The sequence below is a fragment of the Pseudomonas sp. App30 genome, from assembly GCF_047947025.1.
Lineage (GTDB): Bacteria > Pseudomonadota > Gammaproteobacteria > Pseudomonadales > Pseudomonadaceae > Aquipseudomonas.
On record NZ_CP133165.1, the window covers coordinates 4,452,271 to 4,472,647 of the forward strand.

General features: G+C 65.3%; 17 protein-coding genes and 1 pseudogene. 8 read left to right on the plus strand and 10 right to left on the minus strand.

Annotation, left to right across the window (positions count from 1 at the left end):
- Positions 1 to 17 precede the first annotated feature (17 nt).
- Entirely contained in the window at positions 18 to 329 is a 312-nt protein-coding gene (locus RAM80_RS20740; RefSeq protein WP_416422307.1) for a putative quinol monooxygenase, read from the minus strand.
- Positions 330 to 479: 150 nt separating this feature from the next.
- On the opposite strand from RAM80_RS20740, the gene RAM80_RS20745 reads away from it, so the two are divergent.
- The 6 genes from RAM80_RS20745 to RAM80_RS20770 all read left to right on the plus strand — a co-directional run bounded on the left by RAM80_RS20745 (position 480) and on the right by RAM80_RS20770 (position 7,942).
- The gene (locus RAM80_RS20745) at positions 480 to 1,070 is read left to right on the plus strand and encodes an NAD(P)H-dependent oxidoreductase (RefSeq protein ID WP_416422308.1); all 591 of its coding nucleotides are present in this window, start codon (positions 480 to 482) and stop codon (positions 1,068 to 1,070) included.
- 61 nt (positions 1,071 to 1,131) lie between these two features.
- Positions 1,132 to 2,037: a LysR substrate-binding domain-containing protein gene (locus RAM80_RS20750; RefSeq protein ID WP_416422309.1), complete on the plus strand. Its 906-nt coding sequence runs from the start codon at positions 1,132 to 1,134 to the stop codon at positions 2,035 to 2,037.
- Positions 2,038 to 2,132: 95 nt separating this feature from the next.
- Positions 2,133 to 3,026 (plus strand): NAD-dependent epimerase/dehydratase family protein, encoded by an 894-nt coding sequence (locus RAM80_RS20755; RefSeq protein WP_416422310.1) that lies wholly within the window; start codon positions 2,133 to 2,135, stop codon positions 3,024 to 3,026.
- 114 nt (positions 3,027 to 3,140) lie between these two features.
- On the plus strand, positions 3,141 to 4,808 hold the full coding sequence (ggt, locus tag RAM80_RS20760; RefSeq protein WP_416422311.1) for a gamma-glutamyltransferase: 1,668 nt from the start codon (positions 3,141 to 3,143) through the stop codon (positions 4,806 to 4,808).
- Between the two features lie 114 nt (positions 4,809 to 4,922).
- The gene (locus tag RAM80_RS20765) at positions 4,923 to 6,380 is read left to right on the plus strand and encodes a hypothetical protein (protein ID WP_416422312.1); all 1,458 of its coding nucleotides are present in this window, start codon (positions 4,923 to 4,925) and stop codon (positions 6,378 to 6,380) included.
- Positions 6,381 to 6,514: 134 nt separating this feature from the next.
- A complete protein-coding gene (locus RAM80_RS20770; RefSeq protein WP_416422313.1) occupies positions 6,515 to 7,942 on the plus strand; it encodes a hypothetical protein in 1,428 nt (475 codons plus the stop codon).
- Positions 7,943 to 8,025: 83 nt separating this feature from the next.
- Here the strand turns inward: RAM80_RS20770 and RAM80_RS20775 are convergent, their stop codons facing one another.
- The 9 genes and pseudogenes from RAM80_RS20775 to RAM80_RS20815 form a co-directional block, all read right to left on the minus strand.
- Positions 8,026 to 8,889: a methyl-accepting chemotaxis protein gene (locus RAM80_RS20775; RefSeq protein WP_416427531.1), complete on the minus strand. Its 864-nt coding sequence runs from the start codon at positions 8,887 to 8,889 to the stop codon at positions 8,026 to 8,028.
- A gap of 39 nt (positions 8,890 to 8,928) precedes the next feature.
- Positions 8,929 to 9,930, minus strand: a pseudogene (locus RAM80_RS20780) (methyl-accepting chemotaxis protein); the annotation flags it as partial.
- A gap of 249 nt (positions 9,931 to 10,179) precedes the next feature.
- Positions 10,180 to 10,734 carry a sarcosine oxidase subunit gamma gene (locus RAM80_RS20785; protein ID WP_416422314.1) on the minus strand — a complete coding sequence of 185 codons (555 nt, stop codon included), beginning with the start codon at positions 10,732 to 10,734 and terminating at the stop codon, positions 10,180 to 10,182.
- Between the two features lie 3 nt (positions 10,735 to 10,737).
- Positions 10,738 to 13,632: a 2Fe-2S iron-sulfur cluster-binding protein gene (locus RAM80_RS20790; RefSeq protein ID WP_416422315.1), complete on the minus strand. Its 2,895-nt coding sequence runs from the start codon at positions 13,630 to 13,632 to the stop codon at positions 10,738 to 10,740.
- Positions 13,629 to 13,925: a sarcosine oxidase subunit delta gene (locus tag RAM80_RS20795; protein ID WP_416422316.1), complete on the minus strand. Its 297-nt coding sequence runs from the start codon at positions 13,923 to 13,925 to the stop codon at positions 13,629 to 13,631. Before RAM80_RS20795 ends, RAM80_RS20790 begins: the two co-directional genes overlap by 4 nt.
- A 10-nt stretch (positions 13,926 to 13,935) precedes the next feature.
- Positions 13,936 to 15,177, minus strand: coding sequence for an FAD-dependent oxidoreductase (locus tag RAM80_RS20800; RefSeq protein ID WP_416422317.1), 1,242 nt, complete (start codon positions 15,175 to 15,177; stop codon positions 13,936 to 13,938).
- Positions 15,159 to 16,055 (minus strand): bifunctional methylenetetrahydrofolate dehydrogenase/methenyltetrahydrofolate cyclohydrolase FolD, encoded by an 897-nt coding sequence (gene folD / locus RAM80_RS20805; RefSeq protein ID WP_416422318.1) that lies wholly within the window; start codon positions 16,053 to 16,055, stop codon positions 15,159 to 15,161. Before folD ends, RAM80_RS20800 begins: the two co-directional genes overlap by 19 nt.
- The gene (gene purU, locus RAM80_RS20810) at positions 16,052 to 16,918 is read right to left on the minus strand and encodes a formyltetrahydrofolate deformylase (protein WP_416422319.1); all 867 of its coding nucleotides are present in this window, start codon (positions 16,916 to 16,918) and stop codon (positions 16,052 to 16,054) included. Before purU ends, folD begins: the two co-directional genes overlap by 4 nt.
- Before the next feature lie 284 nt (positions 16,919 to 17,202).
- Complete coding sequence (locus tag RAM80_RS20815) at positions 17,203 to 17,808, minus strand: helix-turn-helix domain-containing protein (protein WP_416422320.1); 606 nt, start codon at positions 17,806 to 17,808, stop codon at positions 17,203 to 17,205.
- 258 nt (positions 17,809 to 18,066) lie between these two features.
- Here RAM80_RS20815 and glnT point away from each other — a divergent pair, with 258 nt between their 5' ends.
- On the plus strand, positions 18,067 to 19,401 hold the full coding sequence (gene glnT / locus RAM80_RS20820; RefSeq protein WP_416422321.1) for a type III glutamate--ammonia ligase: 1,335 nt from the start codon (positions 18,067 to 18,069) through the stop codon (positions 19,399 to 19,401).
- A 59-nt stretch (positions 19,402 to 19,460) separates the two neighbouring features.
- Positions 19,461 to 20,366: a class II glutamine amidotransferase gene (locus tag RAM80_RS20825; protein WP_416422322.1), complete on the plus strand. Its 906-nt coding sequence runs from the start codon at positions 19,461 to 19,463 to the stop codon at positions 20,364 to 20,366.
- Positions 20,367 to 20,377: the final 11 nt, after the last annotated feature.

Here is a 20,377-nt window from a genome sequence, read left to right on the forward strand (position 1 = left end):
CGGCTACGGGGGGAACCTCACACCGCGCTGGACGGGCTCAACATCTCCACTCGCTGAACGTCGAAATCCGCCTCCAGGTATTCCATGCGCTGGGCAAAGAACGCCGCCATGTGCGGCAACGCCGAATGCACGTCCAGGTCGGCCTTCGACGCCCAGATCTCGTAGAACACGAACAGCGTCGGGTCGTTCAGGTCGCGCAGCATGTGGTACTCGATGCAGCCCGGCTCGCTGCGGCTGGCGCTCACGTAGCCCAGGAACAGGTCGCGGAAGGCGTCGGCCATGTGCGGTTTGGTCTTGGCCTTGAGGATGAAGCCGTGTTGTTCGTGCATGGGGTGTCTCCAGGGAAGTTGCAGTGATTCTAAAGGCAACAATCCGCCGCCATTCGTGATATTCAAGCAAATGTAATTTGCCCGATCAGGCCTTATTCCGCCCGCGCAAGGCCGGTAGAGTGCGCTGCATTCCTTACCGAGACCTTTCCCATGAAAAAGATTTTGTTGCTCAACGGCGGCAAGCAGTTCGCCCACTCCGAAGGCCGCTATAACGAAACCCTGCACGACGCCGCCGTGGCCGTGCTCGACCGCGCCGGGTTCGACGTGAAGACCACCTTCATCGACGGCGGCTACGACATCGCCGAAGAAGTGCAGAAGTTCCTGTGGGCCGACGTGGTCATCTACCAGATGCCCGGCTGGTGGATGGGCGCGCCCTGGACCGTGAAGAAGTACATCGACGAAGTCTTCACCGAAGGCCACGGCAGCCTGTACGCCAGCGACGGCCGCACCCGCTCCGACGCCTCGCAGAAATACGGCAGCGGCGGCTTGGTGCAGGGCAAGCAGTACCTGCTGTCGCTGACCTGGAACGCCCCGCAGCAGGCCTTCGACGACCCCACCGACTTCTTCGAAGCCAAGGGTGTGGACGCCGTGTACTTCCCGTTCCACAAGGCCAATCAGTTCCTGGGCATGACCGGCCTGCCGACCTTCCTGGCGGTGGACGTGATGAAGCGCCCGAACATCGAAGGCGACGTGGCACGCTACCAGGCGCACCTGGCGCAGGTGTTCGGTTTCCAGCTGTAAGGTAAAGTGGGTGACCAGCGCGCCAGCCGGCCTGCCGGCGAGCCTTACAGGGAAACCCAGGTTGAAAGCCAGATCCGACGAACTCCAGGTCTTCATCTCGGTCATCGAGTGCGGTTCCATTTCAGCGGCGGCCGAGCAGGTGGGGCAGACCCCCTCGGCCATCAGCCGCACGCTGTCGCGCCTGGAAAGCAAGCTCGACACCACGCTGATCAACCGCACCACGCGGCGCATGGACCTCACTGAAGAAGGCCGGTTCTTCTTCGAAAAGGCCAAGCAGATCCTGCAACAGATGGACGAGCTGGAGGAACGCCTGGCGGTGCGCCACCAGACGCCGTCCGGGCGCCTGCGGGTCAACGCCGCCTCGCCGTTCATGCTGCACGCCATCGTGCCGTACGTGGGCGAATTCCGCGCGCGCTACCCGGATATCACCCTGGAACTCAATACCGACGACCTGCTGATCGACCTGCTCGAACAGAGCACCGACGTCGCCATCCGCATCGGCGTGCTTGCCGACTCCACGCTGCACGCGCGCCTGCTGGGCCGCAGCCCGCTGAACATCCTCGCGAGCCCCGAATACCTGCGCCAGCACGGCACGCCACGCCAGGTGGAAGAGCTGCGCGAGCACAGCCTGCTGGGCTTCACCCAGCCCGACCACCTGAACCTGTGGCCGCTGCGCCACGCCGACGGCGACCGCTGGCAGGCCAGCCCGCGGGTGGCCGCTTCCAGTGGCGAGACCCTGCGGCAGCTGGCGCTGGCCGGGCAGGGCATTACTTGCCTGTCAGACTTCATGACCCACCAAGACATCGCCCAGGGCCGCCTGGTGCCGCTGCTGGTAGCGGCCAACACTGGTGAGCGGCAGACCATCAATGCCGTGTACTACCGCAACTCGCAGCTGGCGTTGCGCATCCAGTGCTTCCTGGATTTCATGCAGGAAAAGCTGGCCTGCTACGCCCACGGGGATTCGTGACCGGCGGGCAAAAGTCTATTGGCCGCCACCGGCTGTTTCCGCACGGATAACCCTTCGATACTGGCTGCCCTCACACATCGAACGGGAGTTTGAGCATGAACGTATTCGTCACCGGTGCCGCCGGTTTCATCGGCGGCTCGATCGCCACCGCCCTGGTCCAGGCCGGCCACCAGGTCACCGGCCTGGTGCGCAGCGCCGAGCAGGCCGAGGAAATGCAGGCCCTGGGTATCACCCCGGTGCTGGGCAGCCTCGATGACCGTGCACTGCTGATTGCCCAGGCGCGCGCCAGCGATGCCGTGATCAACGCCGCCAGCAGCGACCACCGCGGCGCCGTCGAAGCCTTGATCGAAGGCCTGCAGGGTTCCGACAAGCCGCTGCTGCACACCAGCGGTTCGAGCATTGTCGGCGACGCCTCGGGCGGCAAGGGCAGCGACGTCATCTACTACGAAGGCCATCTGCCCGAACCTACTGTGGACAAGGCCGCGCGCGTGGCCATCGACAACCTGGTGCTGGCCGCCGCCGCCCAGGGCGTGCGCTCGGCGGTCATCTGCAACACGCTGATCTACGGCCACAGCCTGGGCGTGAAGCGCGACAGCGTGCAGCTGCCACGGCTGCTGAAGCAGGCGCGCAAGAGCGGCATCGTCCGCCACGTGGGCCCGGGCCAGAACATCTGGTCCAACGTGCACATCGAGGACGTGGTGGCGCTGTACCTGCTGGCGCTGGCGAAGAACCCGGCCGGCACCTTCTACTTCGTCGAGAGCGGCGAGGCAGCCTTCGTCGACATGACCCGCGCCATGGCCACCGCCCTGGGCCTGGGTGAACCCCAGGACTGGCCACTGGCCGACGCGGAAAAAGAATGGGGCTATGAAATGGCCAATTACGGCCTGGGCTCCAACAGCCGCGTGCGTGGCAGGAACGCCCGGGAATTGCTGGGCTGGGCGCCCAAGCGCAGCTCGGCGCAGCAGTGGATTCTCGACGAAATGCTGTGAAACCAGCAGCAACGCGGCCGCCCCTGGGCGGCCGTTTTGCCCTGTAGGGGTTGAAACCACCGCCATCCTGGGCCTAACTGTGGCTGCAATTCATAACAACAGTAAGGACACCCGATGCGTATTGTGTTGTTCAAGACCCTTGCCCTGAGTGCCGCCATTTTCGCCAGCACCCACTCCTACGCAGCGTTGCTGGACAGCGGCGCCGTCGCCGCGCCCGACCAATACGGCGCCAAGGTCGCCGCGCAGATTCTCAAGCAGGGCGGCAACGCGGTGGACGCCGCCGTCGCCACGGCCTTCACCCTGGCCGTCACCTACCCCGAGGCCGGCAACCTGGGCGGCGGCGGGTTCATGACCCTGTACGTCAAGGGCAAGCCCTACTTCCTCGATTACCGCGAGACCGCGCCCAAGGCCGCGAGCCGCAACATGTACCTGAACGACAAGGGCGAGGTCATCGAGAACCTCAGCCTGGTCGGCGCCAAGGCCAGCGGCGTGCCCGGCACCGTGCTGGGCCTGTGGGAAGCCCACAAGCGCTTCGGCAAGCTGCCGTGGGCCGAGCTGCTGACCCCGGCCATCGGCTACGCGAAAGACGGCTTCACCGTCGCCGACAAGCAGTTCCAGTACCGCCAGGATGCGCTGAAACTGTTCAACGGCCAGACCAACTTCAACGACTACTTCGGCACCATGAAGCCCGGCCAGACCTTCCGCCAGCCGGAGCTGGCGCAGACCCTGGAGCGCATCGCCGACCAGGGCGCCAAGGACTTCTACGAAGGCAAGACCGCCGACCTGCTGGTCGCCCAGATGCAGGCCGACAAGGGCTTGATCACCAAGCAGGACCTGCACGACTACAAGGTCAACTGGCGTGAGCCGCTGCACATCGACTGGCGCGGCAACATCATCTACACCGCGCCGCTGCCCAGCTCGGGCGGCATCGCCCTGGCCCAGCTGCTGGGCATCAAGGACATCCGCAAGGACGACTTCAAGGGCGTGGCGCTGAACTCGGCGCGCTACATCCACCTGCTGGCCGAGATCGAGAAGCGCGTGTTCGCCGACCGCGCCAACTACCTGGGCGACCCGGACTTCAACGACGTGCCGGTGAACAAGTTGATTGCCCCGGCCTACCTGCTCAAGCGCGCCGACGAGGTCAACCCCACCGCCATCTCCGCCACCGAGAACGTGCACCCTGGCCTTGAAGCGCACCAGACCACGCACTTCTCCATCGTCGACCACGACGGCAACGCCGTCAGCAACACCTACACCCTGAACTGGGACTACGGCAGCGGCGTGGTGGTGAAGGGCGCAGGCTTCCTGCTCAACGACGAGATGGACGACTTCAGCTCCAAGCCAGGCGTGGCCAACGCCTTCGGCGTGGTGGGCGGCGACGCCAACGCCATCGAGCCGGGCAAGCGCATGCTGTCGTCCATGAGCCCCACCCTGGTGACCCGCGACGGCCGCGTGACCCTGGTGCTGGGCACCCCGGGTGGCTCGCGGATCTTCACCTCGATCTTCCAGGTGCTGAACAACACCTACGACTACCGCCTGCCGCTGGCCAAGGCCGTGGCAGCGCAGCGCGTGCACCACCAGTTGCTGCCCAAGGACACCATCTACTACGACAGCTACGCGCCGCTCACCGGCCAAACGGCCGAAGAGCTCAAGGCCATGGGCTACAAGCTCGAGGACCAGGGCTGGGAAATGGGTGATGTCCAGGCCATCAAGGTCGATGGCCGCAAGGTCGAGACTGCCTCCGACCCGCGTGGCCGTGGGGTGGGCCTGCTGGCCAAATGAAGTTCATGAAGTGAACCGTCACTAGCGGTAAGATGGTTTCCTTTTCGCGCCACCCTGTAGCCGCAGCCTGCGGCCGCGGCTACAGGGACCTCGCCTGCCAAATCAGGAAAACCCATGAAACGTGTTGCCCTTGCCCTGGCCATCGCCGCGACCGCCGCCTGCGCCCACCAGTCCACCCCGGCGCCCGCGCCCGCCGCCCCGGTGGCCAAGGCCCAGCCGACGCTGAAGGTGCCGGCCCCGGTCGACAAGGCCAACCAGCTGATGTTCGACATGGTCAAGCGCACCCCGCTGAGCAACAGCGTGCTGCGTGACGGCGACCAGCTCAGCTTCATGGTCATCCGCCCCAAGGATGACACCCTGCGCCAGGACATCATGATGCAGATCCAGGCCTCGTGCGTGGAGCCATCCGCCAAGCTGATGTACTTCGACGGCGGCAAGCGCTCCTACGTGAAGAGCCAGGACGGCCTGTACATGCCCGCCGTGCGCATGCGCAAGGACGTGGCCCAGGCCCTGTTGAAAAACCCCGATTTCGTCGACGCCTGCACCAGCACGCCGCAGCCGGACTGGCGCGTGGTGCGCACCGCCGCCAACGGCCAGCAGACCCTGGTCGACCGCGCCAGTATCAAGCCCCAGGGCAACACCCTGCGCTTCTGGACCGCGTGGGATGAACCGGTCACCACCTTCGACCTGCCGTACTACGCGCCCATGGCGCAGAAGCGTGAATACGTGGCGGTGGACTGCACCCAGCAGACCTTCAAGGTGCTGTCGGGCTTCGACCTGGACGAACGCAACAACGTCACGGACGGCGCCGTGCACTTCGTGCCCGAGGCCCAGCAGATCGCCCGCGACACCGACAACCACGCCACCTACAAGGCCATCTGCGGCAACCCGCAGGCGCTGGAAAAACTCCCGGCGTTCAGCCCGCGGGTGAAAGCACCGCTGGCCGGCCCGTTCCCCGGGGTGATGGCGCTGCCACTGGCCGCCGTGCACAAGCTGGGCATGCCGGCGCCGCGCAAGCCGCTCACCTACCTGTCCGAGACCGGCACGGCCAACGGCCCCAACGGCGAAGTACCGCTGAACGTCGACACCTTCATCAAGCCTGACGCCACCACCGGCCAGCTGGCGGTGCGTTCCACCAGCGATGGCTTCGACAGCAGCGAAATCTCGTTCCGTGGCCTGTTCTCCCTGGCCAGCAAGACCACCTTCCATGGCCTGGACACCGTGTTCGAAAGCTCGTCGGTGATCGACGCGCACTTCACCGGTGACTGGCGCACTATGCCGGTGGGCAGCACCGTGGGCGTGGTGCTGGACACCAGCGCGGTCAGCGGCAACACCGGCGCCATCCTCACCCACACCAACGTGCAGTGCGCCATCAAGAGCCAGGTCAGCGCCGCCCAGGTCAACCCGCACCTCAGCGGCCAGGCCAAGCTGGTGCGCTGCACCGTGAGCAGTGACAAGCGCCAGAGCGTCGATACCCTGTACTACCTGGAAGACTACGGTTACTTCTACCAGTCGGGCACCGACAAGAACGACCAGTACTACAGCCAGCGCCAACTGCGCAAAGTCCACTAAGCACCCTTGTAGCCGCTGCCGCCAGGCTGCGCTGGCCCTTGTCCACGCTGAAGATCTTCAGTGTACTCCGGGGCCAGCGCAGCCTGACGGCAGCGGCTACAGTGTGGGGACGCTGAACTTGATGAAGGATCACTATGCAACGTCTGCCCCTGGCCCTGCTGATTGCCCTCGTGGCCGGCTGCGCCCAGCACGCGCCCAGCCCCGAGGCGCCGAAGCCGCACGTGCCAACCGACGCGGAAAAAATGCTCAGCGACACCCTGGCCCTGCCGCCCGTGCCCGAGTCAGTGATGCGCAACGGCGACACCCTCAGCTACCTGGCCGTGCCCCCCGTCACCGAGCAGCAACCCTACCCGTTCGCCGCGCAAATCGAGGCGTCGTGCAGCAGCTACCAGGCGCGCATTGCCTACGTGCAGGGCGAGAAACGCGTGTACTTCGGCAGCAGCAACGGCGGCTACATGCCGCCGCGCGACGTGCCTGACGAACTGGCCGGCAACCTCAAGAGCAACGCCGCCTTCAAGGCCGCCTGCCAGGCCACCGCGGTGCCGGAGTGGCGGGTGATCAAGGGCGGCGACCAGGTGTTCTGGGTATTGCTGGACCGCAATAGCCTCAAGGCCGAAGGCGACGAGATGCGCTTCTGGGCCGCCCTCGACGAGCCCACCGTCACCGCCGGCCGCCCCTACAACGCCCCCAGCGCGCAGAAGCGCGAGCACTACGCCGTGGACTGCGCCAAGCAGAGCTTCCGCCTGCTGATGGGCTACGACGTCGACGAGCGCGACAAGGTGACCGACGGCAAGCTGTTCAAGGACCCGCAGCCGCAGCCCTTCAGCCGCAGCGTGCCCGAGTACCAGACGCTGTTCCGCGCCGTGTGCGCCAAGCCCGAGGCGCTGGCCCAGCTGCCGGCGTTCAGCCCGCGCAGCAAGGCGCCCATCAACACGCCGCTGCCGGCGGTGGGCGCGGTGCCCATGACCGCCATCAAGCACCTGAACCTGGCGCCGCCGCGCAAGGCGTTCAAGCAGACCCTGGAAACCGGCATGGCCAACACCGCCAAGAGCAACCTGCCGATTCGCGAAGAGCGCTTCTTCGAGGTCGACAAGGCCAGCGGCCAGCTGGGCATCCGCACCCGCGCCGACAGCTACGAAGGCAGCGAAGTGAGCTTCCGTGGCCTGGTGGCGCTGGCGCAGAAGACCCGCTTCTTCGGCAAGACGGTGATGACCGAGGACTCGATGCTCACCAACCTGACCTTCAGCGGTGACTGGCAGCAGATGCCGGTGGGCCAGGAGCTGACCTACATCACCCAGGGCAAGCGCAAGAACTCGATGATGGGCGACCTGGGCGAGAGCCGCCAGGTGGTCAAGTGCAAGGTGGACAGCGAGGCGCCGGCGGCGCAGCTCAACGCCAGCCTCAGCGGCCAGGCGAAGAAGTTGCGGTGCAGCGGGGAAGGGGACCCCTACAACCGCGTGGACACGGTGTGGTACCTGGAGGACTACGGGTACTTCTTCAAGCAGGGCACCGACAAGAACGCCCTGTACTACGACGACCGCACGCTCAAGACAGTGCAGTGACCTGTGGGAGCTGGCTTGCCAGCGAGCTTTTCAGGCCCTCGAAAAGCTCGCTGGCAAGCCAGCTCCCACCAGGTTTGTAGCCGTTACACGCGGAAGTGGCTGACCATCATCTGCAGCTGTCCACCCAGGCGCGCCAGCTCGACGCTGGAGGCCGCGGTTTCTTCGCTGGCTGCCGCGGTCTGTTCCGACACGTCACGCACGTTGATGATGCTGCGGCTGATCTCTTCGGCCACCGAGCTCTGTTGCTCGGCCGCCGCGGCGATCTGCTGGTTCATCAGCTGGATGTTCGACACCGTGCGGGTGATGTTCTCCAGTGACACGCCGGCCTGACGGGTCAGGGCCACGCTGCTGTCGGTCAGCGCGCTGCTGCTGAGCATCACGTTGGCCACTTGCTGGGTGCCGGTCTGCAGGCCGGCCACCAGGCCTTCGATTTCCTCGGTGGACTTCTGCGTACGCTGGGCCAGGCCACGCACCTCGTCGGCCACCACGGCGAAACCGCGGCCGGCTTCACCGGCACGGGCCGCTTCGATGGCAGCGTTCAGCGCCAGCAGGTTGGTCTGCTCGGCCACGGCCTTGATCACGTCCATGACCTTGCCGATCTTGTCGCTTTCCTGCTGCAGGTGGCCCATGGCCTCGGTGGAGCGCTTGACCTCGGCGGCCAGGCGTTCGATCTGGTCGATGGCCTGGTTCACTACCTTGTCACCGTCACGGGCCTGGCCGTCGGCATCGGTGGCGGCCATGGAGGCCTGCTCGGCGTTGCGCGCGACTTCCTGCACGGTGGCAGTCATCTCGTGCATGGCAGTGGCCACCTGGTCGGTTTCCACCTTCTGGCTGTTGACCCCGGCGCTGGTTTCCTCGGTCACGGCCGACAGTTCCTCGGCGGCGCTGGCGATCTGGGTCACGCCGTCGCGGATGCTGGTGATCAGCTCGCGCAAGGTGGTGCCCATGTTCTGGATACCTTGCTGCAACACGCCCAACTCGTCCTTGCGGGTCACGCGCAGGGTCTGGGTCAGGTCGCCGTCGGCGATGCGTTTCACCGCGTCCAGGGTTTCCTGGATAGGGCGGGTGATCTGGCGGGTGATGATCAGGGCGGCGGCGATGCCGAACAGCAGGGCCAGCAGCGTGGCGATCAACTGCACCGATTGCGCCTGGGCGCTCTCGCTGTCGCGGCGGTCCAGTTGCAGTTTGTACAGGGCGTCGCTGATGCGCACGATCTCGTTGCCCTGGTCGGTCATTTCCTTGCGGGCCTGGACGATGTCGGCGTTGGCGGCCTTGAAGCGGTTCAGCGCAGCGCGGTAGCTGTTGACGGCGCCCTCGTACAGCTTGATGCCGTCCTGTTGGCCCGGCAGCGCGCCATACAGCGGGGCCACGGCGGCCTGGGCGGCGTCGAGCTGGGCGAACGCGGTCTGTTCGTTGGCGGCGCTGGCGTCGCCCAGGTAGCCGCGTACTTCGTAGCGCACCACCAGCAGCAGGTCTTTGGCCTTGGCCACGGCCACCACTTCTTCCATGCGGCGGTCAGCCTGCACCGACAGGTTGACCTTGTCGATGGTCTGGAACGCCGCCAGGGCGGTGTCGTTCAGGTCCTGGCGCGCGGCGTTGCTGGCGCGGTAGGCGGCACGCATCTTGTTCAGCGAGACCTTGTAGGCTTCCAGCTGGCCGTTCTGCTCCTTGAGCAGCTTGATGTTTTCCGGGCTCTTGAAGGTGTCGAGGATCTTCTTCTGCTGGGCCTCGAAGCCGTCCAGGGTGGTCTGCACCAATTGCGCCGCGGTGTCGTCGCCGTTGGCGAGCATGTACTGCAGGCGCGCCACGCGCAGTTTGGTCAAGGCAGAGTTGAGCTGGGTGATGTCACTCATCCAGTTGCTGCGGTTAATCAGGCCACCCATGCTGTTCCAGCCGGTGGCGGCCAGCAGGGTGGTCAGTACCAGCACCAGGCCAAAGCCCAGTCCCAGCTTTTTGTTCACGCTTATGTTGGCAAACCAACTGTTCATTCTTCCCTCCGGAAACTTGTGCGCTTCTTGATCGTTGGTTGCTGGGGGGTATTTTTTTATCGTTGGCAGCCAGCAGTTTTTTTCTTCTTAGGCACGGTTTATCGGCGGGGAAAGCGCAAACATGAAATTTTAGTCATAAGCCTGTAGCCGCTGCCGTCAGGCTGCGCTGGCCCTGTGCCTCGCTGAAGGTGTCCAGTGAATGTGGGGGCCAGCGCAGCCTGGCGGCAGCGGCTACAGGTGGGTGGTGTATCAGGCGAACTCTTGCAGGGCGTCCTGGACGGCGGACAGGAAGTATTCGTGGGAGGCGCGGTCGAACAGCACGTCGAAGGTCGGCACCTCGCCGCCTGCGTTGATGATGATCACGTTGATGCGTGCCGCCGAGGTCTGCGCCACCGCGCCGGGGGCGAAGGCCTGTGCGCGCAGGTCGACGCCGCACAGCTTGGCCATCAGCGCCGGCAGCAGGCTGCCGCCCAGCCGTATCCAGGCGTGGCTGTCCTGGCGCGGCAGCAGGTAGTTGGCGCTGTGGTCCAGCGCCCAGCGCGCCTCCTCATCGGCAATGCGCTGGCCCTGGTCGCCCTGGCTGCCCAGCAGCAAGTACTCGGTCTGCGACAGGCGCGCCACGCGGCTGCCATCGGGCTGGGCCACGGCGCGGTTGGCGGCCTGGGGCAGTTCGAAGCCGCGCTGTTGCAGGTAGGCGGCGCTGTCGGCGCCGCGGAAACCCACCCGGGGCAGGTCGGTGAGGTCCAGCAGGGTGCAGGGCTGCACGGCCTGCCCGATGTAATCTTCAGCTTTGAGACTGGACATGGCTTACAACTCCTGGCGCAGGTTATCAGGGTCGAAAAACGGTAGTTTGACCACGGTGGCCTCGACGACGATGCCGCCTTCCACGCGGATCGGGATCTTCTGCCCGGGCTGGCTCTGGTCGAAACCGGCGTAGGCCAGGCCGATCACCTGGCCCAGGGTTGCGGAGTATTCGCACGAGGTGACGTTGCCGCTGATGTCCGCGCCGCTGAGCACCAGGTGGCCTTCGAGCGGCTGCACGCTGCCCTTGGGCAAGGTAAAGCCCACCAGCTTGCGGGTCATGGGCTGCGCTTCGAGGATGTCCACCGAGCGCCGCCCCACGAAGAACGGTTTGCTGCGGCTGACCGCCCAGCCCATGTCGATCTCGGCCGGGTGGGTCATGCCGTCGGTGTCCTGGCTGATGATCACGTGGCCTTTTTCCAGGCGCAGCAGGCGCTGGGTCTCGACGCCGAAGGGGCGGATGTCGAAGGCCTTGCCGGCGTCCATCAGCGCGTCCCACAGCTGCACGGCGTGGCGCGCCGGCACGTGGATTTCATAGCCCAGCTCGCCGACGAAGCCCACCCGCAGCAGCCGCGCCTTGATGCCGGCCACGGTGCCCTGGCGCACCGCCAGGTAGGGGAAACCGGCCGGTGACAGGTCCAGGTCGCTGCAGACTTTTTCCAGCACCTTGCGCGCGTCCGGCCCCGCCACGTTCACCGCGGAAATGGCCGCGGTGACGTTGGCGATGTCGACGTTCAGGCGCCACTGGGCGTTCCACTTGAGCATCTGCTGGTAGATACGGTCGACGCCGCTGGTGGTGGCGGTGACGTAGAAATGCCTGTCGGCGAAGCGTGCGCACACGCCATCGTCGATCACCACGCCGTGCTCGTTGGTCATCAGCGCGTAGCGCGAACGGCCCACCGGCTGCTTGAGGAAGGCGAAGGTGTACAGGCGGTTGAGCAGTTCGGCGGCGTCCGGGCCGCGCACGTCCAGGCCGCCCAAGGTAGAAACGTCGATGATGCCGACCTTGTTGCGCACGTGCAGCGCCTCGGCCTGCATGCACTGCTCGCGCTGCGAGGCCTTGCCGTAGTAAGCCGGGCGCTGCCAGATGCCGGCGGGCATCATTTTCGCCCCGGCTTCCAGGTGGCGGCGGTGCAGCGGTGTCTGCCGATACGGGTCAAAGGCGCGCCCGGCAACGTGGGCGAGTTTCTCGGCCACGAACGGCGGCCGCGCGGTGGTGACGCCGGTCTCGCTGATGTTGCGCTGGGTCGCTTGCGCCACCAGGCGCGCCGTGGGCAGCGCCGAGTGACGGCCCTGGGACGGGCCCATGCCGACGGTGGAATAACGCTTCACCAACTGCACGTCGCGGTAGCCGATTCTGGTGGCATTGATGATGTCCTGCACCTGCAGGTCTTCATCGAAGTCGACGAAGTCCTTGCCCTTGGGGTGCGGGAAAATCGGCCAGGGGAAATTGACCCGGGCCTCGGGCGCCAGGCTGGCGCGCGCCGGGGCACCCAGGCCCAGGGCGGCGGCGATGGCGGCGGCGCAGTTGCTGGCGTCGGCCAGCACGTTCTGCAGGCTGTGGCAGCCATTTACCGAACCGGCCACGTGGAGGATCTTCGGCAGGCCGCTGAGGGTGAATTCCGCCAGCTGGTCGTCGTAGGCCAGCTTGCCACCGGCCTGGCACAGCAGCTGGTACACCGGCATGTAGCCGCCGGACATGCACAGCAGGTCGCAGTCCAGTTTCACCGCGCTGCTGGCCACCTGGCCCTGGCCGGTGATCTTGCGCAGCTCGACGCCGCTGACGTGGCGCATGCCGCGCTCGTGCAGCGCTTCGAACACCGTGGTGTCGACGTGCAGTGGAATCGAGCGCTGGTCCAGCGCGCGCAGCAGGGCGCGGTCGGCGGGGCCGTTGCGCAGGTCGACCACGGCGGCCACTTTCACGCCCTGGTCGTGCAGGTCCAGCGCCGCCAGGTAGCCGTCGTCGTTGCCGGTGAGCACCACGGCGGTGTTGCCCGGTTTCACCGCGTACAGCTTCATCAGGCGCTGGGCGGCGCTGGTGAGCATGATGCCGGGCAGGTCGTTGTTGCGGAAAATCACCGGCTGGTCGAACGAGCCGCTGGCGACCAGGCACTGGCTGGCGCGCACTTTATACAGGCGCTTGCCCTGGATGACCGGCAGGTAGTTGTCGGTGAACCAGGCGTTGCAGGTGGCCTGGGTGAGCACCTGGATATTGGCGTGCTGTTCGACGGCGCTCACCAGTTCGCGACGCAGGGTTTCGGCGCGGGTGCCGTCGATGTCGAAGCGCGCGTAGGTCAGCGAACCACCCAAAAGCGGGCTCTGCTCGATCAACAGCACCTTGGCCCCGGCATTGGCCGCAGTCAGCGCTGCCTGCAGGCCGGCAGGCCCGGCACCCACCACGGCCAGGTCCGTGAACAGGTAGGCCTTGTCGTAATACTCGGGCTGGAACGTCAGGTCCAGCACGCCCAGGCCGGCCTTCTTGCGGATGATCGGCTCCCACACCTTCCACATGCCCTTGGGCTTGTAGAACGAGCGGTAGTAGAAGCCCACCGGCATGAACTTCGAGAACTTGCCCAGCCAGGCGTCCTTGTCGTTGTCCAGGGTGCCGTTGAAGTTTTGCCCGCTGGCTTGCAGGCCCTGCTCCAGCGGCTGCATGTCGGCCAGCACGTTGGGCTCGCGCGGCAGTTGTACCAGGCTGTTGGCGTCCTGCCCGGCCATGCTCAGCGGGCCGCGCGGGCGGTGGTACTTGAACGAGCGCGAGAGCAGGAAGCGGCCGTTGGCGAGCAGGGCGCTAGCGAGGCTGTCGCCGGCGAAGCCCTGGTAGGGCGTGTCGTCGAAGCTGAAAGTCAGCGGTTGTTCGCGGTCGATCAGCAGGCCCATGGGGGCGGGGAGGCGGTTCATCCGGCGATCTCCTGGGTGGCGAACTCGACGCGGGTGGTGAAGACTTCCTTCGGGTCGAAGGTGCGGATGATCTCGTCGGTGACCGTGTGGCGCTCGGCCAGGAACCAGTAGCTGGACGGTGTATGCATCCACCACTCGCGCACCACGCCGGCGAGGTTCTCGCAGTTGAACACGTAGTCGGCCCATTCGGCGTCGGTGCAGGTGGCCGGGTCGGGCATGGCCTTGAACTCGCCGCCGTAGGTGAATTCGCTGATGTTGCGCGGCCCGTTGAGCGGGCAATTCATGATTTTCATCGTCCGTTCCTCAGTGGCTGGCCGCGGTGGCGCCCATTTCGTTGACCTGCTTGAAGGTGGAAAAACGCGCCAGGCTGAACGGCTTGATCAGCTCCGGCACCTTGCCGCCGCTGGCCACCAGCTCGGCCATGGTCTTGCCGCAGATGGGCGTGGCCTTGAAGCCCCAGGTGCCCCAGCCGGCGTCCAAGTAGTAATTCTTCACCGGGCTCAGGCCCATGATCGGGCTGTAGTCCGGGGTCATGTCGGTGATGCCGGCCCACTGGCGCATCAGCTTGGCGTTGGCCAGGAACGGGAACATCTCGATGGCGTGGGCCAGCAGGCTCTCTTTCAAATCCAGGGTGGAGCGGCTGTTGAACAGCGGGTAGGGATCGGAACCGCCGCCGAACACCACCTCGCCACGGCTGGTCTGCTGCACGTAGCAGTGCAGCGCCGAGGAACTCACCAGCGGGTCGAGGAACGGCTTGAACGGCTGGGTCACCATGGCCTGCAGAGGGAAGGTCTGGATAGGCGAGCGGATGCCGGCCTTGGCCATCATCTGCGAGCTCATGCCGGCGATGGCCTGCACCGCGCAGCCGCATTGGACGGTGCCGCGGTTGGTCTTCACGGCGGTGATGGCGCCGTTTTCAATCACCAGTTCCTGCACTTCGGTGAGCTGGTGGATCTCCACGCCGCGCTTGGCCGCCTGCTTGGCGTAGCCCCAGGCTACGGCGTCGTGGCGGGCGGTGGCGCCGTCCATGTGCCACAGGCCGGCCAGCACCGGCAGGTGGCCGGGGTCCAGGTTGAGGGTGGGCACCAGCTCGCGGATCTGCTGGCGGTCGATCATCTCGGTGCGGCCGCCGAAGTGCTTGTTGACCTCGGCGCGCTGGCGGAACGAGCGCACGGTGGCGTCGGTGTGCGCAAGCGTCAGCTGGCCGCGGTGCGAGTACATGATGTTGAAGTCGAACTCGTTGGACAGGCCCTCAAACAGGCGCACCGATTCGGCGTAGAACTTCACCCCTTCGCTGGTCAGGTAGTTGGAGCGAATCACCGCGGTGTTGCGCGCGGTGTTGCCGCCGCCCAGGTAGGACTTTTCCAGCACGGCGATGTTGGTGATGCCGTGGTACTTGGCCAGGTAATAGGCCGTGGCCAGGCCATGGCCGCCACCGCCGATGATCACCACGTCGTAGCGGGGCTTGAGTTCCTTGGGCGCGGGCAGGTCGACCTCGACCGGGTACTCCGAGCTCAGGCCATATTTCAACAGGTTGAAAGGCATGGGGCCTCCGACAGACTGCGTGGGGTGTTGGCCTGCTGCAGCGCAGCGGTCAGGGTGTTCTTCATCAGGAAGGCGATGGTCATGGGGCCGACGCCACCGGGCACCGGGGTGATGGCGCTGGCCACGGCCAGGGCGCTGTCGAAATCGACGTCGCCCACCAGGCGGCTGCGGCCGCCTGCTTCGATACGGTTGATGCCCACGTCGATGACCACGCAGCCGGGCTTCAGCCAGCTGGCGTCGAGCATCTGCGGGCGGCCGACGGCGGCGACGACAATGTCGGCCTGCCGGCACAGTTCGCGGGCGTTGACGCTGCGCGAGTGCAGCACGGTGACCGAGCAATGGGCCTGCAGCAGCAACGCCGCCATGGGCTTGCCGACAATGTTCGAGCGGCCGATGACCACGGCGTGCTTGCCGCTCAGGTCGCCCAGCGTGGCCTGCAGCAAGTGCATGCAGCCGCTAGGCGTGCAGGGGGTGAGCACGTCGCGGCCCTGGCTGAGGCCGCCAACGTTTTCACTGTGAAAACCATCGACGTCCTTGCTCGGCGCAATCGCCTGCAGCGCCAGGGCTTCTTCTATATGCGCCGGCAGCGGCAGTTGCAGCAGGATGCCGTTGACGCTGGGGTCGGCGTTCAACCGGGCGATCAAGGCCAGCACGTCGGCCTGTGGGATATCGGTGGGCAGACGGTACTCCAGCGAGCGGATGCCGGCTTCCTCGGCGCGCAGCACCTTGTTGCGCACGTAGACGTGGCTGGCGGGGTCATCGCCCACCAGGATCACCGCCAGAGCCGGGTGGATACCGTGCCGGGCGATATCGGCTTTTACCTGGCGCAACACTCCGGCTGCGGCGGCCTTGCCGTCGATCAACTTGAGGCTGTTCACCGGAAGATCACCGTGCGGTCCTGGTTGAGGAAGACGCGGTGCTGCAGGTGGTATTTCACCGCCTTGGACAGCGCCACGGTTTCGGTATCGCGGCCTATGGCGACCAGATCGTCGGGCAGGTAGGCGTGGTCCACGCGCTGCACTTCCTGCTCGATGATCGGGCCTTCGTCGAGGTCGCTGGTGACGTAGTGGGCGGTGGCGCCAATCAGCTTCACGCCGCGCTGGTAGGCCTGGTGGTAGGGCTTGGCGCCCTTGAAGCCGGGCAGGAACGAGTGGTGGATGTTGATGGCACGCCCCGCCAGTTGCTTGCACAGGTCGTCGGAGAGGATTTGCATGTAGCGGGCCAGCACCACCAGGTCGGTGCCGGTTTCGTCCACCACCTTCATCAGCTCGGCCTCCTGGCGCGCCTTGGTGTCCTTGGTCACGGGCAGGTAGATGAAGCGAATGCCCTCGCGCTCGGCCATGGGCCGCAGCTCCAGGTGGTTGGAGACGATGGCGGTGATGGTCATGTCCATCTCGCCCTTGTGGTAGCGGTACAGCAGGTCGGTGAGGCAGTGGTCGAACTTGCTCACCATCAGCAGCACGCGCATGGGCTGGCTGTTGTCGTGCAGCTCCCAGTCCATGTCGAACTGGCCGGCCACGTCGCCGAAGCCGGCTTTCAATTGATCGATGTCACCGGCGTGGCCGTCGTTGAAGCGAAACACCGCCCGCATGAAAAACCGCCCGCTCAGCTCGTCGTCGAACTGGGCCATCTCGCCGATGTAGCACGCGTTGCCGGCCAGGTACGAGGTCACCGCCGCCACGATGCCCGAGGTGGCCGGGCAGCTTATCTTGAGAATGAATTGGTGTTTTTCGTGTTGCATGGCTTGTCCTCGGGGGAAGGGTGGCGGCAGCGCATCGCAGGGCGAAAAAAGGCGTCCCACAGGAAATTGCCTGTGGGGAATAAAATATTCCTTGGTGGGTTTTATAGGGGAAAGCGCGGGGGGCGTCTAGAGGGGTGGTGAAAGTTTTTTAACTGGCAGGAATTTTATTGAGGGGTTGAGGCACGAAATCAATCCCTGTGGGAGCTGGCTTGCCAGCGAGCTTTTCAGGCCCCAAAAGCTCGCTGGCAAGCCAGCTCCCACAGGTTTTGATCAAGGCCCCCGGCTTACTGGTTCTCGCTGCCGTAATTCATGATAGACAGCAACTTGATCGGCACCTGCACCAGCTGCTCCGGCCCATGGGGGATCTCGCCGTCGAAGGTCAGGCTGTCGCCAGCCTCCATGCGGTACAGCTGGTTGCCATGGCGGTAGATCAGCTCGCCTTCCAGCAGGTGCAGGAACTCGGTGCCCGGGTGCGAGAAGGTCGGGAACTCCTCGCTGGCGTCGTCCATGCTGACCATGTACGCCTCGAAGCTCTTCTTCGGCCCGCGGGTGTGGTTCAGCAGGTGGTAGGTGTGGCCCTTCTCGGTGCCGCGGCGCACCACCTCCAGCCCTTCGTCGGCCTTCACCAGCAGGGCGCTGCTGCCTTGCTGGTCGTACTGGCTGAACAGTTTGGACATGGGCATGCCCAGCACGTCGCACAGGCGGCTGAGGGTGTCGAGGCTGGTGGACACCTGGGCGTTCTCGATCTTGCTCAGCATGCCCTGGCTGATGCCGGCGATGCGGGCCACGTCGGCCAGCTTGAGTTCCTGCGCCTGGCGCTGGCGCTTGATCTGCATCCCCAGGTACTGCTCCAGCTTCAAACGTGGTTGGGGGTCGATAGGCATGTTCATAAAGGCCTGCACGGTTTCTGTACATTAATATTAGTTTCGCACCATGAATGTGCAAATCCGGGGAGCTCCGCCGTCCGGCGTTTGCTGGTATTCCCCCTGGGAAAACTATATTCCCATATAGACAGAGTACAAAGCTCGTTTTCGCGACCAGCCACCGGCATCGACGATTCTGGCAAGCGGCTTGCATTCCCATTGGGAAAGTAAGTTTCTTTAGCGGAATAAACGATCAGCCAGCCAGTCGCGAGGAGTGAAGTGCACATGTTGCCAGAAGAAACCCAGCGCATTATCGAGCAGCACGGGATCAAGTACGTGCTGGCCCAGTTCGTCGATATCCACGGTGCGGCCAAGACCAAGTCGGTGCCGGTGTGTGGCCTCAAGACCGTGGCCGAGGAAGGCGCGGGTTTCGCCGGCTTCGCCATCTGCGGCATGGGCATGGAGCCCCACGGCCCGGATTTCATGGCCCGCGGCGACCTGGCCACCCTGACCCCGGTGCCCTGGCAGCCGGGCTACGGCCGCGTGGTGTGCATCGGCCATGTGGACGGCAAGCCCCACCCGTACGACAGCCGCTACGTGCTGCAGCAACAGGTGCAGCGCCTGGCCGACAAGGGCTGGACCCTGAACACCGGCCTGGAGCCCGAATTCAACCTGATGCGCCGCGATGGCAGCGGCAAGCTGCAACTGGTGGACGCCAGCGACAACCTCGACAAGCCCTGCTACGACTACAAGGGCCTGTCGCGCTCCCGTGAATTCCTCGAACGCCTGACCGAGGCGCTGCAGAAGGTCGACTTCGAGATCTACCAGATCGATCACGAGGACGCCAACGGCCAGTTCGAGATCAACTACACCTACAGCGACGCCATGACCTCGGCGGACCGCTTCACCTTCTTCCGCATGGCCGCCGGCGAGATCGCCAACGACCTGGGCATGATCTGCTCGTTCATGCCCAAGCCCGACCCCAAGCGCGCCGGCAATGGCATGCACTTCCACCTGTCGATCGCCAGCGCCGACAACAAGAACCTCTTCCATGACGCCAGTGACCCCAGCGGCATGGGCCTGTCGAAGCTGGCCTACCACTTCGCCGCCGGCCTGTTGGCCCACGGCCCGGCGCTGTGTGCGTTCGCGGCGCCCACGGTCAATTCCTACAAGCGCCTGGTGGTGGGCAATTCGCTGTCCGGCGCCACCTGGGCCCCGGCCTTCATTGCCTTCGGTGCCAACAACCGCTCGGCCATGGTCCGCGTGCCCTACGGCCGCCTGGAGTTCCGCCTGCCCGATGCCGGCTGCAACCCGTACCTGGTCAGCGCCGCGATCATCGCCGCCGGCCTCGACGGCATCGACCGCCAGCTGATGCCCGACCAGGTCTGCAACGAAAACCTCTACAAGCTGAGCCTGGAAGAAATCGCCGCGCGCGGCATCAAGACCTTGCCGCAGTCGCTCAAGGAAGCCTGCGACGCACTGGAAGCCGACCCGCTGTTCAGCGAAGTGCTGGGCCAGGAAATCGTCGGCGAGTTCATCAAGCTCAAGCGCATGGAGTGGGTGGAATACAGCCGCCACGTCTCCGACTGGGAGATCCAGCGCTACACCGAATTCTTCTGATTCTTACCCTTCAATGAAGCGCTGGCGGCGCGTGTGCCGCCCAGCGAAGGAGACCTGTTATGTGTGGAATCGTGGGGCTGTACCTGAAGAACCCGCAGCTCGAAGCCCAGTTGGGCAAGCTGTTCGAACCAATGCTGGAGGCCATGACCGACCGCGGCCCCGACAGCGCCGGCTTTGCCATCTACGGCGATGAAGTGGCCGATGGCTGGGTCAAGCTGACCCTGCAAAGCACCACCGAAGGCTTCGATTTTCACGCACTGATGAGCGCCCTTGAAGGCCAGCTGGGTTGCTCGCTGGACTGGTTCCAGAACGCTACCGCTGCGGTGCTCAAGGTCAACACCGACGAGGCCAGCGCCCGCGCCGCCCTGGCCGAGCTGGCGCCTGAACTGCGCATCATGAGCGCCGGGCAGAGCATCGAGATTCTCAAGGGCATGGGCCTGCCACGGGAAATTTCCCAGCGCTTCGGCCTGGCTGGCATGAAGGGCAGCCACATCATCGGCCACACCCGCATGGCCACCGAAAGCGCGGTGACCATGGAAGGCAGCCACCCGTTCTCCACCGGCGCCGACCTGTGCCTGGTGCACAACGGTTCGCTGTCCAACCACTTCCGCCTGCGCCAGGAGCTCAAGCGTGAGGGCATCACGTTCGAGACCGACAACGACACCGAAGTGGCCGCCGGCTACCTGACCTGGCGCCTGCAGCAGGGCGACTCGCTGAAGGAGGCGCTGGATAACTCGCTAGAAAACCTCGACGGCTTCTTCACCTTCGCCATCGGCACCCGCAACGGTTTCGCGGTGATCCGCGACCCGATCGCCTGCAAGCCGGCCATCCTCGCCGAGACCGATGACTACGTGGCCATGGCCTCGGAGTATCAGGCGCTGTCGAGCCTGCCGGGCATTGAAAACGCGAAAATCTGGGAGCCGGCACCGGCCACCCTTTACGTCTGGGAACGCGAGTCGGCCTAAGGAGCACGCAC